A 13,302-nucleotide genomic window follows, 5' to 3' on the forward strand; every position below is an offset into this window, starting at 1 on the left:
AGCCGTTCGGAGCGCCTCCCCTGCGGTGGCATCGCGCCTGCCTACCCTGGGGGGATGAGCAGGACGACGGACCCGAGGCCGGGCACCGGTCTGTCCGAGCGCGAGCTGCGGGTGCTCGCCTTCGAGCGCGAGTGGACGGCCCGCTCCGGGGACAAGGACGACGCCATCCGCTCCCAGTTCGGACTGTCGGCCGCCCGCTATTATCAGGTGCTCAGCGCGGTGCTCGCCTCTCCGGCCGCCCTCGCGCACGACCCGATGCTCGTCACGCGGCTGCAGCGCATCCGCGACCAGCGCGCCGGCGCCCGCGCCTCGCGACGCCTCGGGCGCCTCGAGTAGACGAGCTGCTCGAGTCCACCAACGGAAGGCCGGCCGTACCCCCGATGTCGAACACGCACCCGAGAGACCGCTTCGACGAGGTCCCGGCGACGGAGGCGCGCGTCGGCGCCCACCGCCGGCCGCCGGCCCCTCACGCCCGCGCCGTCGCCCTCGCCTGGGCCGCGCTCGCCACCGGAGTCATCGTCCTGCTCGGCTTCATCGGGCTGCTGGTCATCGACGACCGGGTGCAGTTCACAGACGTGTTCACTCCGCCCACCGCGACCGCGGAGGCGACTCCGACCGCTGCCGCGACGCTCGATCCCGAGCTCGCCGTCGCCATCCTCAACGGCACCGCCACCGTCGGACTCGCCGCCAGCGCCGGCGACGCCCTGACGACGGCCGGATGGAGCGTCCCGACCGTCGCGAACGCGAACACCGAGGACATCGCCGCCACGACCGTCTACTACACCGACCCAGCGCTCGAGGGAGCGGCCCTCGGTCTCGTCGACTCGCTCGGAACGGGGACCGTCCTGCTCTCGCAGGACTTCGTCGAGACGGGCTCCGTCGTCGTGGTCCTGGGGGCCGATTACGCCTCCGAGCAGGGCTGATCGGGGCCCTCTGTTACGGGCACGTTTCCTCCGTGTTGAATCCCGGGCAACTCTTCCCCGCGAGGCCCTTTCCAGCCCCTCCCGGGGCCGACAGCCGGATTAGTATTCCTGACCAGGCACCAGCACATCGCTCGTGCCGCGGGCATCACAGCACTGGGGAGTACAGAGATGGCGAACGGAACCGTCAAGTGGTTCAACGCTGAGAAGGGCTACGGCTTCATCACGGTCGACGGCGGCGGACAGGACGTCTTCGTCCACTACTCCGCGATCGACATGTCGGGGTACAAGGTCCTCGAGGAGGGGCAGCAGGTCGCGTTCGAGGTCGGCACGGGGTCGAAGGGCCCCCAGGCCGAATCGGTCCGCCCGGCCTGACCGCCGAGCCTCACAGGAGCCGTCGTCCGCCTCGTGCGGGCGGCGGCTCCTTCGTGTCGGACCGCGTGCCGGTCGCTTGCACTCGTCCACCGCGAGTGCCAGAATCGACCTTGGCACTCGCTCCGGTCGAGTGCCAGCACAGACATTTCACGACGTCCGGGAGGGACGAGAAACACACATGGCCAAGATCATTGCTTTTGACGAAGAAGCCCGCCGCGGCCTCGAGCGTGGACTCAACACTCTGGCCGACGCGGTCAAGGTGACCCTCGGCCCGCGCGGCCGCAACGTCGTCCTCGAGAAGAAGTGGGGCGCTCCCACCATCACGAACGACGGCGTCTCCATCGCCAAGGAGATCGAGCTCGACGAGCCGTACGAGAAGATCGGCGCCGAGCTCGTCAAGGAGGTCGCCAAGAAGACCGACGACGTCGCCGGCGACGGAACCACCACCGCGACCGTCCTCGCTCAGGCGCTCGTCCGCGAGGGCCTGCGCAACGTCGCGGCCGGCGCCGACCCGATCAGCCTCAAGAAGGGCATCGAGAAGGCCGTCAAGGCCGTCACCGCCGAGCTCATCGCCGGCGCGAAGGCGATCGAGACCAAGGAGGAGATCGCGGCGACCGCCTCCATCTCCGCTGCGGACCCCGAGATCGGCGCGATCATCGCCGAGGCGATCGACAAGGTCGGCAAGGAGGGCGTCGTCACCGTCGAGGAGTCGAACACCTTCGGCACCGAGCTCGAGCTCACCGAGGGCATGCGCTTCGACAAGGGCTACCTGTCGCAGTACTTCGTGACCGACCCCGACCGTCAGGAGGCGGTGTTCGAGGACCCCTACATCCTCATCGTCAACTCCAAGGTCTCGAACATCAAGGACCTGCTCCCGGTCGTCGACAAGGTGATCCAGGCGGGCAAGCAGCTGCTGATCATCGCCGAGGACGTCGACGGCGAGGCGCTGGCGACCCTGGTCGTCAACAAGATCCGCGGCATCTTCAAGTCGGTCGCCGTCAAGGCCCCCGGCTTCGGCGACCGTCGCAAGGCGCAGCTCCAGGACATCGCGATCCTCACCGGCGGCCAGGTCATCTCCGAGGAGGTCGGCCTCAAGCTCGAGAACGTCACCCTCGACCTGCTCGGCTCGGCCCGCAAGGTCGTCATCACCAAGGACGAGACCACGATCGTCGAGGGTGCCGGCGACGCCGAGGCCATCGCCGGCCGCGTCGCGCAGATCCGCGGCGAGATCGAGAACACCGACAGCGACTACGACCGCGAGAAGCTCCAGGAGCGCCTCGCGAAGCTCGCCGGCGGCGTCGCGGTCATCAAGGCCGGAGCGGCGACCGAGGTCGAGCTCAAGGAGCGCAAGCACCGCATCGAGGACGCCGTCCGCAACGCGAAGGCCGCCGTCGAGGAGGGCATCGTCGCCGGTGGTGGCGTCGCCCTCATCCAGGCCGGCAAGCTCGCCTTCGAGAAGCTCGAGCTCGTCGGAGACGAGGCGACCGGCGCGAACATCGTCAAGGTCGCCATCGACGCCCCGCTCAAGCAGATCGCCCTCAACGCGGGCATGGAGCCCGGCGTCGTCGCTGCGAAGGTCCGCGAGCTGCCCACCGGACACGGCCTCAACGCCGCGACCGGCGAGTACGTCGACCTCATCGCCGCGGGCATCATCGACCCGGTCAAGGTCACGCGCTCCGCTCTGCAGAACGCGGCGTCGATCGCCGGTCTCTTCCTCACCACGGAGGCCGTCGTCGCCGACAAGCCCGAGAAGAACCCGGTCGCCGCGGGCGGCGACCCCACCGGAGGCATGGACTTCTAGTCCAGGCCCCCCATCACGCAGAAGGCGGTTCCCCTCCGGGGGAGCCGCCTTCTGCGTTTCCGGAGGCATCTGAGCGAGCAGCGGGGGACCCGACCGGCAGGCGGTCGTGGACCGGCCCCGCGATCAGAACGGCGGTCCTCCTGCGGTGGCACCGCCCTCCGCGCCGCCTCGGTCTCCTCAGCGGACACCGGCACCAGAAGCGCGTGGAAGGCGCCGGTGCGGGACGCGACGTCCGGGGTCGGGGCGGAGATGTCGTCGGCCGAACGGATGCGGACGGCGATCCCGCAGGATCCGGTGACGCGGCATCCGTCGAGCGTCGGGTCTCATCTCCAGCGGTCCGGGCGGGGTCGCCGCCCGGTGGTCCCCAAGAGGAGAGAGTGAGCTGCGCGCGGCCGTGAGCGCCGGGTGCGCGAGGTCACGGTCGCCCCGGGCGGATCGATCCGTGCCGCTCGCGGACGTCGACGGGAGAGCCCGGACCGAAGGGGCCCCCGAGGAAGGACGGACCGCGGTGCGGATCAGACCGAGGCGGGGGAGGTCTCGCCGTTCTGGCCGACCGTGAGCAGCGGCAGCGCGACGCGGAAGGTCGCGCCTCCGCCCGGCGTCTCGACGACGTCCACGCGGCCCTTGTGCGCGGCGACGATCGAGGACACGATCGCCAGTCCGAGGCCGCTGCCGCCGGTCTCGCGGGTCCGCGACGTGTCCGCGCGCCAGAAGCGCTGGAAGATCTTCTCGCGGATCTGCGGCGGGATGCCCTCGCCGTGGTCGATGACCTCCAGCAGGGCGAGGCGGCGGGAGCGGTCGACGGCGACGCCGATCTCGATCGGAGTGTCCTCGGGCGTGTAGCGGACGGCGTTGCCGATCAGGTTCGTCAGGACCTGGCGGATCTTGTTCTCCTCCGCCATCACCATCGCGGGCACGCCCGGCTCCTCGGGGGCGGTGGCGGTGCCGGCGGCGATCTCCTCGGCGTTGACCCGGCGCGGACGCCGGCGGAATCGGGCGAGCCTCGCTCCTGCCGCGGCGATCGGGCCGGTGAGCCCGGGGTTCGTCAGCTCCATGGTCTGAGTGGCGGAGGCGCCGGCCTCGTCGGGCTCGAGCGCGGGCGTCTCCACGGGGGTGTCGTCGCGGGTCTCGACGCCGAAGTCGCGGTCGGGCCAGGAGGCCATCGCGTCCATCGCGGCGTCGCGGGCGAGCGGCATCAGATCGACAGGCGCGAGTGCGAGAGGCTTCGTCTCGTCGAGGCGGGCGAGCTCGAGAAGGTCCTCGACCAGGCCGCCCATCCGGATCGCCTCCTTCTCGATGCGCTCCATCGCCTGGCCGACGGCCTCGGGCGTCTGCAGAGCGCCCATCCGGTACAGCTCGGCGTAGCCGCGGACGGAGACCAGCGGGGTGCGCAGCTCGTGGCTGGCGTCGCCGACGAAGCGGCGCATCTGGTCGATCGTGCGGGCGCGGTCGCGGAAGGCGGAGTCGATCCGCCCGAGCATCGCGTTCAGGGAGCGGTTGAGGCGTCCGACCTCGGTGTTGGGTGTCGTGCCGTCCAGGCGCTGGCTGAAGTCGCCGTCGGCGATGGCGGCGGCGGTCTGCTCGACCTCGCGCAGCGGGGCGAAGGTGGTGGTGACCAGCAGGCGGGTGAGGAGTGCGCCGATCACGACGATCGCGACTCCGAAGCCGAGGAAGATCGTGAGGTACGTCGTCATGATGACGTCGACGCTGCGGGTCGACACCGCGAGCAGGAGCGTCTGGTACTCGGTGCCCCTCGTGAACACCGTCGACATGACGTGGTACTCGACCTTGCCGTTGGAGCTCCAGATCTCCATCGGCTTGTCGCCGCCCTGCAGCGCCTGCTCGAGGGTGAAGGTCTGCGGGAAGGCGGGGTCGGCCGCGCCGGACGCGTTCGTGTTGTCGAGCGTGCCGTACTGGTCGTAGACGGCGCCGAAATCGGCCTTGGACTCGTCGATCGCGGCCAGGTCGTTGACGGAGAGGTCGCTCGCCGTCCGCTGGACCTGGTCGGCCAGCTGTGCGTCGAGCTGGGCGACGAGCTGCGGCTTCAGCATCGTCATCGTCCCGATCCCGGAGACGAGGAGTCCCAGCGTGAGCAGGAGGACCGTGACCGCGGTGATCTTCGTGCGCAACGAGATGGAGTTCCACCGCTCGGCCAGACCCTGGTGCATGGCGGTGGAACTCCCTCGGGATCGACGGGCGCCGTGCCTCCGGCGGGAGGTGGCGCCGAGGTGGCGGAGGCTAGGCCTTCGCGACCTTCAGCATGTATCCGAATCCTCGCTTGGTCTGGATGAGCGATTCCTCCGAATGCGTGTCGAGCTTACGTCGCAGGTACGAGATGTAGGACTCGACGATGCCCGCATCGCCGTTGAAGTCGTACTCCCAGACGTGGTCTAGGATCTGCGCCTTGCTGAGCACCCGGTTCGGGTTGAGCATCAGGTAGCGGAGCAGCTTGAACTCGGTGGGGCTGAGCTCAACCGGCTCGTCGCCGACGAGGACCTCGTGCGTGTCCTGGTCCATCGTCAGCTCGCCGGCCCGGATGACCGCGTCCTCCTCGGCGTGCATGGTGCGGCGGAGGATCGCCTTGATGCGCGCGACGATCTCGTCGAGGCTGAACGGCTTCGTGACGTAGTCGTCACCGCCGACGGTGAGGCCCGTGATCTTGTCCTCGGTGTCGTCCTTCGCCGTGAGGAAGAGGATGGGGGAGGTGTACCCGGCCGAGCGGAGGCGCTTGGTCACGCCGAACCCGTTCATGTCGGGGAGCATCACGTCGAGGATGATCAGGTCCGGCTCCTCCTCGAGGACCGCCGAGATGGCCTGGGCCCCGTTGCCGACCGCACGCACGGCGAAGCCGGCGAAGCGGAGGCTCGTGGTGAGCAGGTCTCTGATGTTGGGCTCGTCGTCGACGATGAGAATGCGGGGTCCGTCCATGCAGGACAGTATCTGGCCGTCGGCTGTACGGAGTCTGGGAGTCGGTTGTCCGGGCGCTCGGTGCCGGCTCGGCGGCGGGGAACGCCTGACGAAAGGCGGTGCGGCAGGAGGAGACCGCGTCCGATCAGGACTGCGCGCGGCGGCGCCGGACCCCCACGATGAGCATCGCGATCATCATGAGGAACGCGATGGGCAGGCCCACCAGCGGCACGGCGAAGACGAACTGCCAGAACGGGCCGGCGTACTCGCGGATACCGAGCGCGGGGGCGACCAGGATCGCGAGGAACGCGAGGACCGTCACGACGATGATCGCGATGAACATGTAGGCGAGCGTGCGCTCCGCGCGTCCGACGCCCGCCGGCTCCTGTGGCTTCACCCGTCAAGGATAGGGCGGCCCCGGTCGACTAAACTGATGGCTGCTTCATTTCCAGGAGGGGTCTGCATGCCTACCGGCAAGGTCAAGTTCTACGACGAGGAGAAGGGCTTCGGCTTCATCAGCACTGATGACGGCCAGGAGGTCTTCCTGCACGCTTCCGCGCTGCCCTCCGGGACCGCGGTCAAGGCCGGCACCCGACTCGAGTTCGGCATCGCCGACGGCAAGCGCGGGGCGCAGGCGCTCTCGGCGCGCGTCCTCGACGCCCCGCCGAGCCTGGTGAAGCTCAACCGGAAGTCCGCGGACGACATGTCCGTGATCGTGGAGGACACGGTCAAGCTGCTCGACGGGATCGGCGCGGGGCTCAAGCGCGGCCGCTACCCCGACAAGGCGCACGGGCGCACGATCGCGGCGCTCCTGCGCCGGGTTGCGGACGAGCTGGATGCCTGACGCCGACGGCACGACCGACGAGCAGGGCCCGGTCGAGGAGACCGTCGCCGCTCCGACCCCGGAGGACGCTCGCGTGGAGCAGTCCTCGGGAGAGAGCGACTCCGGCGCCGAGCCTGACGCGACTCCCGCCGATTCTGACTCCTCCGCTGAGGACGCGCGCGGAGCCGACGAGGAGACCGACGCTGACCAGGCGGCTCCTGTCGACGAGGCTCCCTCCGGCGAGGGTGAGAGCGACGCGGCCCTCCCGGTGACCGAGGCTTCTGGCGAGGACTCCGCCTCTGCGGAGGAGACTCCTCCGGCCGACGACGTCGCCGCGGAGGCGGGAGTCTTCGGCTCGGGCACGGCTTCTGCTGCAGTGCCGGCTCCTGCTGAGAACGCGGCTCCTGCTGACAACTCGACTCCTGCTGACGACGCGGGAACACCTGAGGACTCGGCTCCTGCTCAGGACCTGGCTCCTGCTGACGACTCGGCTCCTGCTGAGGATGCGACTTCTGCTGAGGATTCCGCCCTCGTCATGGACGAACCTTCCGAGGCCGATGGCGCACCGGCGGCGGACGCGACGTCAGCCGACGACGACGCTTCCACGGGGGAGGCGGACGAGGCCGCCGCGGACGAGGCTCCCGAGCCCGTCTACGAGGCGGACGCCGTGCTTGCCGGGTCTCTCGATGTCGCGCGCGCCGCGCTCGCCGAGATCGCCCCCGAGGGGACGATCGGCGAGCTGGTCACGACTCTGGCGCAGGGCGAGCACGTCGTGTCGCTGCAGTTCGCGAACCTCATGCGCGGGTACCCGGGTTGGCTGTGGACGGCGACGCTGTCCCGGATCGACGAGACCGAGGACGTGAACGTCCTGGAGGTCGAGCTGCTGCCGGGCGAGGGCGCGGTCCTCGCTCCGGACTGGGTGCCGTGGTCCGTGCGTCTCGCCGACTACCAGACCGCGCAGGACGCGCTCGGCGAGGAGGTCGAGGACGCGGACGACGACGAGCTCGAGGACGCCGAGGAAGACGACCTCGACGACGAGTCGGACGACGACTCCGACGAGGACGAGGACGACTCGGACGACGACGACGATCCGGTCGACGACGACGACGACTCGGACGACGATTCCGACGGCGACGACTCGGACGACGAGGACTCGGACGACTCCGACGACGACGACCCGGACGACGACTCGGACGACGAGGACTCCGACGACGTCGAGCCCGAACCCGCCCCCGCCCCGACCACCCGTCGCCGTCGCCGTCGCCGCTGATCCGGTCCGGCGCCGCCCGATGAGCATCGACTCCGACACCCGCATCGCTTATCCCGACGGCGCCGTGCGCTCCTCCGGGCGCGTGCAGCACGTGGGCCGGCTGCAGGACGGCCGCTGGGCGGTCGTCCTCGATGCGACCGCCGCTCACCCCGTCGACTCGACCTGGCCCGACCAGGGGCCCGACCGCGGTGCGCTGGTCGTGGCGGGGGAGCGGCTTCCCCTCATCGACTGCCGCATCGGGGCATGGCAGGGCGGCGAGCTGCACGTCGGCGAGCGGCTCCCGGCGCGGCTCGGCACTCCGGAGTGGAGCTTCGTCGTCGTCCACATCGTCGACGACGCCTCCTCACTCCATGTGGACGACGAGGTCGACGTCGAGGTCGACGCGGACCACCGGCACGAGCTCTCCCGCGGGCACACCGCCTGCCACCTCGCCTCCCTCGCCCTCAACGCCGCTCTGGCCTCGTTCTGGTCGAAGCCGGCACGCACCGACGCCCTGGGCAACCCCGACTTCGACCAGGCCGCGATCCAGACCTCGCGGATCCGCGAGTCCGGCTCCACCGACGTCTACCGCCTCGGCAAGTCCCTCCGACGCAGCGGAATGGACACCGCCCGCCTGCTGGCGGAGATCCTCGAGGTGCAGGAGCGGGTGAACGCCCTCCTCGCCGAGTGGATCGCCTCGGACGCGGAAGTGCGCATCGAGCGCGATGACGACCTCCTCAGCACGCGGCGGACATGGCGCTGCACCCTCCCCGCGGGGGACGCCGCGATCGCGTGCGGCGGCACCCACGTCGAGCGCCTCGGCGAGTTCACCGGCCTGCGCGTCCGTCTCGAGCCGGAGGCCGACGGCACCGGGCTTCGAATGGAGACCGACGCGGTCTAGCGGCGGTTGCGGCTGTAGAACAGCCCGATCGTGCCGAGGACCAGTCCGATCACGACGGTCGACAGGACGACCGGCTCGATGACGGCTCCGACGGCCGTCGCCACGAGCACGGCCACGAGCGCGACCGCCCAGACGACGCACCCGACCAGCAGAGCCGTCGCGTCGTCGCTCGCGTAGGGCGGCGGCGCGGGCCGCCGCTCCTCCTCGCGCAGCCACAGCCGCATGGCGTGCCTCAGACCGCCAGGCGCTCGAGGACGTGGTCGATGCAGCCGAGCAGCGAGCGGACGTCGTCCGGCTCGATCGCGACGAACGTCGCCACGCGCAGCTGGTTGCGGCCGAGCTTGCGGTACGGCTCCGTGTCGACGATCCCGTTCGCGCGGAGGATCTTCGCGACGAGAGCGGCATCGACGGAGGCGTCGAAGTCGACGGTCGCGACGACCTGGGAGCGGTGCTCGGGCACCTCGACGAACGGGGTGGCGAGGCTCGAGGCCTCGGCCCAGTCGTAGATCGTGGAGGAGGACTCAGCCGTGCGCGCCGACGCCCAGGCCAGGCCGCCCGAGGCGTTCATCCACTCGAGCTGCGACTCCATCAGCAGGAGGGTCGAGAGCGCCGGAGTGTTCAGCGTCTGGTTCAGGCGCGAGTTGTCGACGGCGTTCTTGAGGCTCAGGAACTCGGGGATGTAGCGGCCGCTCGCCGCGATGCGCTCGATCCGCTCGATCGCGGCGGGGGAGAAGAGGCCGAACCAGAGTCCGCCGTCGGAGGCGAAGTTCTTCTGCGGGGCGAAGTAGTAGACGTCGGCCTCGGCGATGTCGACGTCGATGCCGCCCGCCGCGCTGGTGGCGTCGATGACGGTGAGCGCGCCCTCGTCGCCGCGGACCCGGCGGACCGGGGCCATCACTCCGGTGCTCGTCTCGTTGTGGGGCCACGCGTACACGTCGATCCCCTCGACGATCTCGACCTCGCTCCGGGACCCCGCGGGGACGGAGACGACGTGGGCCGGCTCGAGGAACGGCGCGGAGGCGGCGGCCGCGAACTTCTGGCCGAACTCGCCGAACGTGAGGTTCTCGGCGCGGCGCTCGATGAGGGAGAAGGCGGCGGCGTCCCAGAAGGCGGTCGAGCCGCCGTTGCCCAGCAGGACCTCGTAGCCGTCGGGGATGCGGAACAGCGTGGCGAGGTGCTTGCGCACGCGCCCGACGAGGTCCTTGACGGGCGCCTGGCGGTGCGAGGTCCCGAGGAGGTGCGCGCCCTGCGTCGCGAGGTGGGCGAGCTGGTCGTGCCGCACCTTGGACGGGCCGCAGCCGAACCGTCCGTCGTGGGGGAGCAGCTCGCGAGGAATGGTGAGGTCCGGCATGCGTTAATACTAGGGTTCCCGGCCCGCACCCCTCCTCCGAGCGACGGAGGCCTGCGTCGCGCCGCAGCGCCGATGCTGCGTCGTGGCGACCACTAGGGTGGAGCGCGCCGAGACGGGAAGGCTGAGATGACGGATCTGATCGACACCACCGAGATGTACCTGCGCACCATCCTCGAGCTCGAGGAGGAGAACATCATCCCGCTGCGCGCGCGCATCTCGGAGCGGCTCAGCCACTCCGGGCCGACCGTGTCGCAGACCGTCGGTCGCATGGAGCGCGACGGCCTCGTCGTCGTCTCGGGCGACCGCCACCTCGAGCTCACCTCCGACGGCCGCCGCAAGGCGATCCACGTCATGCGCAAGCACCGCCTCGCCGAGCGGCTCCTCCACGACGTCATCAAGCTCGACTGGGAGTTCGTGCACGAGGAGGCCTGCCGCTGGGAGCACGTGATGAGCGAGCAGGTCGAGCGCCGTCTCCTCGAGATGCTCGACCACCCGACGGAGTCGCCCTACGGCAATCCGATCCCGGGCCTGGACGAGCTCGGCGACACCCCCGCCTCCCGCTTCGCCGACGGCGTCATCAGCCTGCCGCGCTTCGTCGCCGGGTCGAGCGAGCCCCGCCGCGGCGTCGTCCGACGCCTCGGCGAGCCGGCGCAGGTCGATCCGGAGCTCCTCCTCCAGCTCAAGCAGGCCGGGGTCGTCCCCGGTGCCGAGGGCGAGTTCTCGGCCCTCAACGGCTACGTGCTCGCTCGCATCGACGGAGCCGAGGCGGGCATCGAGCTGCCCAACGAGGTCGCGGCGCACATCTTCCTCGTCGTCTGACCCGCGCCTCCCTGGGAGCGGCCCGTACGGGCCCTTACCGCATCCGGTGACCGGAGGCGAACGGGAGAGCGGTCTCTTCCCGCCGAGAAGGTGACAAATCGGTAACGGTCGCTTACGCTCTGTGGAGCCCTGCGGCCGAGCCTCGGTCCCAGGGCGCGGGATCCGACGCCCCCACACCCGTCTCGGATCCTGTGCACACCGATGCTTCGTGCATGAGACGGGACAGCTGCCTGGGCTGAGGGGACGTCGGAGGATCTCCCCCTTGCCCCAGAACCCCCTCACCCCGAACGAGGACGCCGGCTCACCCGACCGGTTCCGCTCCAACCACCCCGACCGCTCCGGCGACGCGACCTTCGAGAACCGGCCCCCGGTCATCCGCGCCCGGATCCACGGGGACGCACCCGTCTCCCGTCGCGCCGTTCCCGCAGCTCCTGCCCGCCGCGCGGACATCACCGACTTCGTGCCGTCGCCGGCCGGGACCCCGCGCAAGCGCCGGGGCCGTGTCGTCGGCAAGGTCGCGATGGTCGGCTTCGCCGGCGCGCTGGTCGCGACGATGGCGCTCCCCGCCTACGCCTTCACTCCGGGCAGCCAGGACGACGGCCTGTTCGCGGCATCGCGAGCCGACCTCCTCCGCCAGGGCTCCGCGCAGACCGTCGCCGTCGACGGCGGAGTGGTGCAGGCCGCGATCGCCCGAGACGGCTTCTCGGCCGAGGCGGCGCCCCCGCCGCCCGCACCGGAGTCCGAGCCCGTCGTGGTGGCCGAGCCCGTCGTCGACACGAGCGACGTCGCCGAGGCGCGCGCCGAGACCGCCGAGGAGTTCAACTCCTACTCCGGTGCCTCGGCCAGCGAGATCGCGGCTGCCGCCCCGACCACCAGCTACAGCCTCTCGGCGGTGTTCGACACGGCGATGCAGTACCAGGGCGTGCCCTACGTCTTCGGTGGAGCCGACCCGAGCGGCTTCGACTGCTCCGGCTTCGTGATGTACGTCTTCGCGCAGTACGGCATCTCGATGCCCCACTCGGCCGCGGGCCAGGGCGCCATGGGCACCCCCGTCTCGCTCGCCGACGCGCAGCCCGGCGACCTCGTCATCATGGACGGCCACGACGGCTTCTACGCCGGCAACGGCAATATCCTGCACGCACCTTACGAGGGCGCGAGCGTCCGCGTGCAGCCGCTGTGGACCTCCGACTACCGGATCGTGCGCATCAACGGCTGATCCGGTCGATCCGTTCGAGAGCCCGTCCCCTCCTGGAGGGGGCGGGCTCTCGTCGTCCCGCCGTGTGAACGCCGCGTGACGAATCCGGACCGACCCCTGGTGTTCCGGGCGTGAAGGGTTAACCTGAACCCCAGTCCGCTCGCGTGGCGAGCGGATCGATTCGTCGAGGGACGGAGTGCCGGGATGGCCGAGCGGAGCGGGCGCCACAGCGTGGGGCTGCGCTCGCGCGTGCGGCCGGCCGATTCGATACGCGCGCGGGTCCTCACCGCGGCGGTGCACTCCTCCGACACGCGGATACGACTCCACGTCATCGCGCGGCACTCCGCCGCGGCCTCGCAGGGCGCCGTCATCACGACGGCGCCCTTGCTCGTGGTCGCGGCGCCTTCGCGCGACGGCGTGCGACAGCACGGAGGTCACTGATGCGCACTCTGGTTCTCAACGCCGGCTACGAGCCGCTCGCGGTGGTGTCGTTCAAGCGGGCCCTGGTCCTGCTGATGACGGAGAAGGCGACCGTGATCGCCGCGGACGAGGGCAATCCGGTGCACAGCGCGCACGGCGACCATGTGCGGCCCTCGGTGATCGTGCTGACCCGGTACGTGCGCATCCCGAGCGGCCGGAGCGTGCCGGTGTCGCGCCGGGGCGTGCTCCGCCGGGACAACCACCGCTGCGGCTACTGCGGTCAGCACGCGGCGACGATCGACCACGTCCAGCCCAAGTCGCGCGGGGGCCGGGACACGTGGGAGAACCTCGTCGCCTGCTGCCAGCGCTGCAACAACGTCAAGAGCGACCGCACCCCGCACGAGATGGGATGGCGTCTGCGCACCGTCCCCCGGATGCCGCGCGCCGGCTCCTGGCTCGTGCGCGGCGCGGAGCGGACGCAGCCCGACTGGGACGACTACCTGGCTCCCGCCGCCTGACGGGCCGCGGTCGCGCCGCTGGC

General features: G+C 70.7%; 15 protein-coding genes. 10 read left to right on the forward strand and 5 right to left on the reverse strand.

Translation table 11 applies throughout. The features are described from left to right. Positions 1 to 54: 54 nt before the first annotated feature. The 4 genes from C5C56_RS01870 (at position 55) to groL (ending at position 3,096) form a co-directional block, all read left to right on the forward strand. Entirely contained in the window at positions 55 to 336 is a 282-nt protein-coding gene (locus C5C56_RS01870; RefSeq protein WP_104224597.1) for a DUF3263 domain-containing protein, read from the forward strand. Positions 337 to 380: 44 nt separating this feature from the next. Then, entirely contained in the window at positions 381 to 923 is a 543-nt protein-coding gene (locus tag C5C56_RS01875; protein WP_104319022.1) for a LytR C-terminal domain-containing protein, read from the forward strand. Between the two features lie 168 nt (positions 924 to 1,091). After that, positions 1,092 to 1,295: a cold-shock protein gene (locus tag C5C56_RS01880; protein ID WP_104224599.1), complete on the forward strand. Its 204-nt coding sequence runs from the start codon at positions 1,092 to 1,094 to the stop codon at positions 1,293 to 1,295. 178 nt (positions 1,296 to 1,473) lie between these two features. Next, complete coding sequence (gene groL / locus C5C56_RS01885) at positions 1,474 to 3,096, forward strand: chaperonin GroEL (protein ID WP_104224600.1); 1,623 nt, start codon at positions 1,474 to 1,476, stop codon at positions 3,094 to 3,096. Between the two features lie 515 nt (positions 3,097 to 3,611). On the opposite strand, the gene C5C56_RS01890 is transcribed toward groL, so the two are convergent. The 3 genes from C5C56_RS01890 to C5C56_RS01900 form a co-directional block, all read right to left on the reverse strand. Then, positions 3,612 to 5,264 (reverse strand): HAMP domain-containing sensor histidine kinase, encoded by a 1,653-nt coding sequence (locus C5C56_RS01890; protein ID WP_104224601.1) that lies wholly within the window; start codon positions 5,262 to 5,264, stop codon positions 3,612 to 3,614. Between the two features lie 70 nt (positions 5,265 to 5,334). After that, a complete protein-coding gene (locus C5C56_RS01895; RefSeq protein WP_055787731.1) occupies positions 5,335 to 6,024 on the reverse strand; it encodes a response regulator transcription factor in 690 nt (229 codons plus the stop codon). Positions 6,025 to 6,148: 124 nt separating this feature from the next. Then, positions 6,149 to 6,400 (reverse strand): hypothetical protein, encoded by a 252-nt coding sequence (locus tag C5C56_RS01900; RefSeq protein WP_244229474.1) that lies wholly within the window; start codon positions 6,398 to 6,400, stop codon positions 6,149 to 6,151. Positions 6,401 to 6,466: 66 nt separating this feature from the next. Between C5C56_RS01900 and C5C56_RS01905 the strand changes: the two genes are divergently transcribed. The 3 genes from C5C56_RS01905 to C5C56_RS01915 are packed head-to-tail and all read left to right on the forward strand — an operon-like array spanning position 6,467 to position 8,976. After that, positions 6,467 to 6,847 (forward strand): cold-shock protein, encoded by a 381-nt coding sequence (locus tag C5C56_RS01905; protein ID WP_104224602.1) that lies wholly within the window; start codon positions 6,467 to 6,469, stop codon positions 6,845 to 6,847. After that, positions 6,840 to 8,096: a DUF3027 domain-containing protein gene (locus tag C5C56_RS01910; protein ID WP_104319023.1), complete on the forward strand. Its 1,257-nt coding sequence runs from the start codon at positions 6,840 to 6,842 to the stop codon at positions 8,094 to 8,096. The genes C5C56_RS01905 and C5C56_RS01910 overlap by 8 nt, the downstream gene beginning before the upstream one ends. Positions 8,097 to 8,115: 19 nt before the next feature. Further along, the gene (locus tag C5C56_RS01915) at positions 8,116 to 8,976 is read left to right on the forward strand and encodes a metal-dependent hydrolase (protein WP_104319024.1); all 861 of its coding nucleotides are present in this window, start codon (positions 8,116 to 8,118) and stop codon (positions 8,974 to 8,976) included. Here C5C56_RS01915 and C5C56_RS01920 read toward each other — a convergent pair. Further along, entirely contained in the window at positions 8,973 to 9,200 is a 228-nt protein-coding gene (locus C5C56_RS01920) for a DUF2530 domain-containing protein (RefSeq protein ID WP_104224604.1), read from the reverse strand. The genes C5C56_RS01915 and C5C56_RS01920 overlap by 4 nt on opposite strands. Positions 9,201 to 9,208: 8 nt before the next feature. Then, a complete protein-coding gene (gene serC / locus C5C56_RS01925; RefSeq protein WP_104319025.1) occupies positions 9,209 to 10,327 on the reverse strand; it encodes a phosphoserine transaminase in 1,119 nt (372 codons plus the stop codon). Positions 10,328 to 10,453: 126 nt separating this feature from the next. Between serC and C5C56_RS01930 the strand changes: the two genes are divergently transcribed. The 3 genes from C5C56_RS01930 to C5C56_RS01945 all read left to right on the forward strand — a co-directional run bounded on the left by C5C56_RS01930 (position 10,454) and on the right by C5C56_RS01945 (position 13,279). Further along, positions 10,454 to 11,146: a metal-dependent transcriptional regulator gene (locus tag C5C56_RS01930; protein ID WP_104224606.1), complete on the forward strand. Its 693-nt coding sequence runs from the start codon at positions 10,454 to 10,456 to the stop codon at positions 11,144 to 11,146. A gap of 262 nt (positions 11,147 to 11,408) precedes the next feature. Next, the gene (locus tag C5C56_RS01935; protein ID WP_258065540.1) at positions 11,409 to 12,362 is read left to right on the forward strand and encodes a C40 family peptidase; all 954 of its coding nucleotides are present in this window, start codon (positions 11,409 to 11,411) and stop codon (positions 12,360 to 12,362) included. A 419-nt stretch (positions 12,363 to 12,781) separates the two neighbouring features. Then, the gene (locus C5C56_RS01945) at positions 12,782 to 13,279 is read left to right on the forward strand and encodes an HNH endonuclease (RefSeq protein ID WP_104319026.1); all 498 of its coding nucleotides are present in this window, start codon (positions 12,782 to 12,784) and stop codon (positions 13,277 to 13,279) included. Positions 13,280 to 13,302 lie beyond the last annotated feature (23 nt).

The sequence above is a fragment of the Rathayibacter sp. AY1D1 genome (assembly GCF_002932635.1).
GTDB lineage: Bacteria > Actinomycetota > Actinomycetes > Actinomycetales > Microbacteriaceae > Rathayibacter.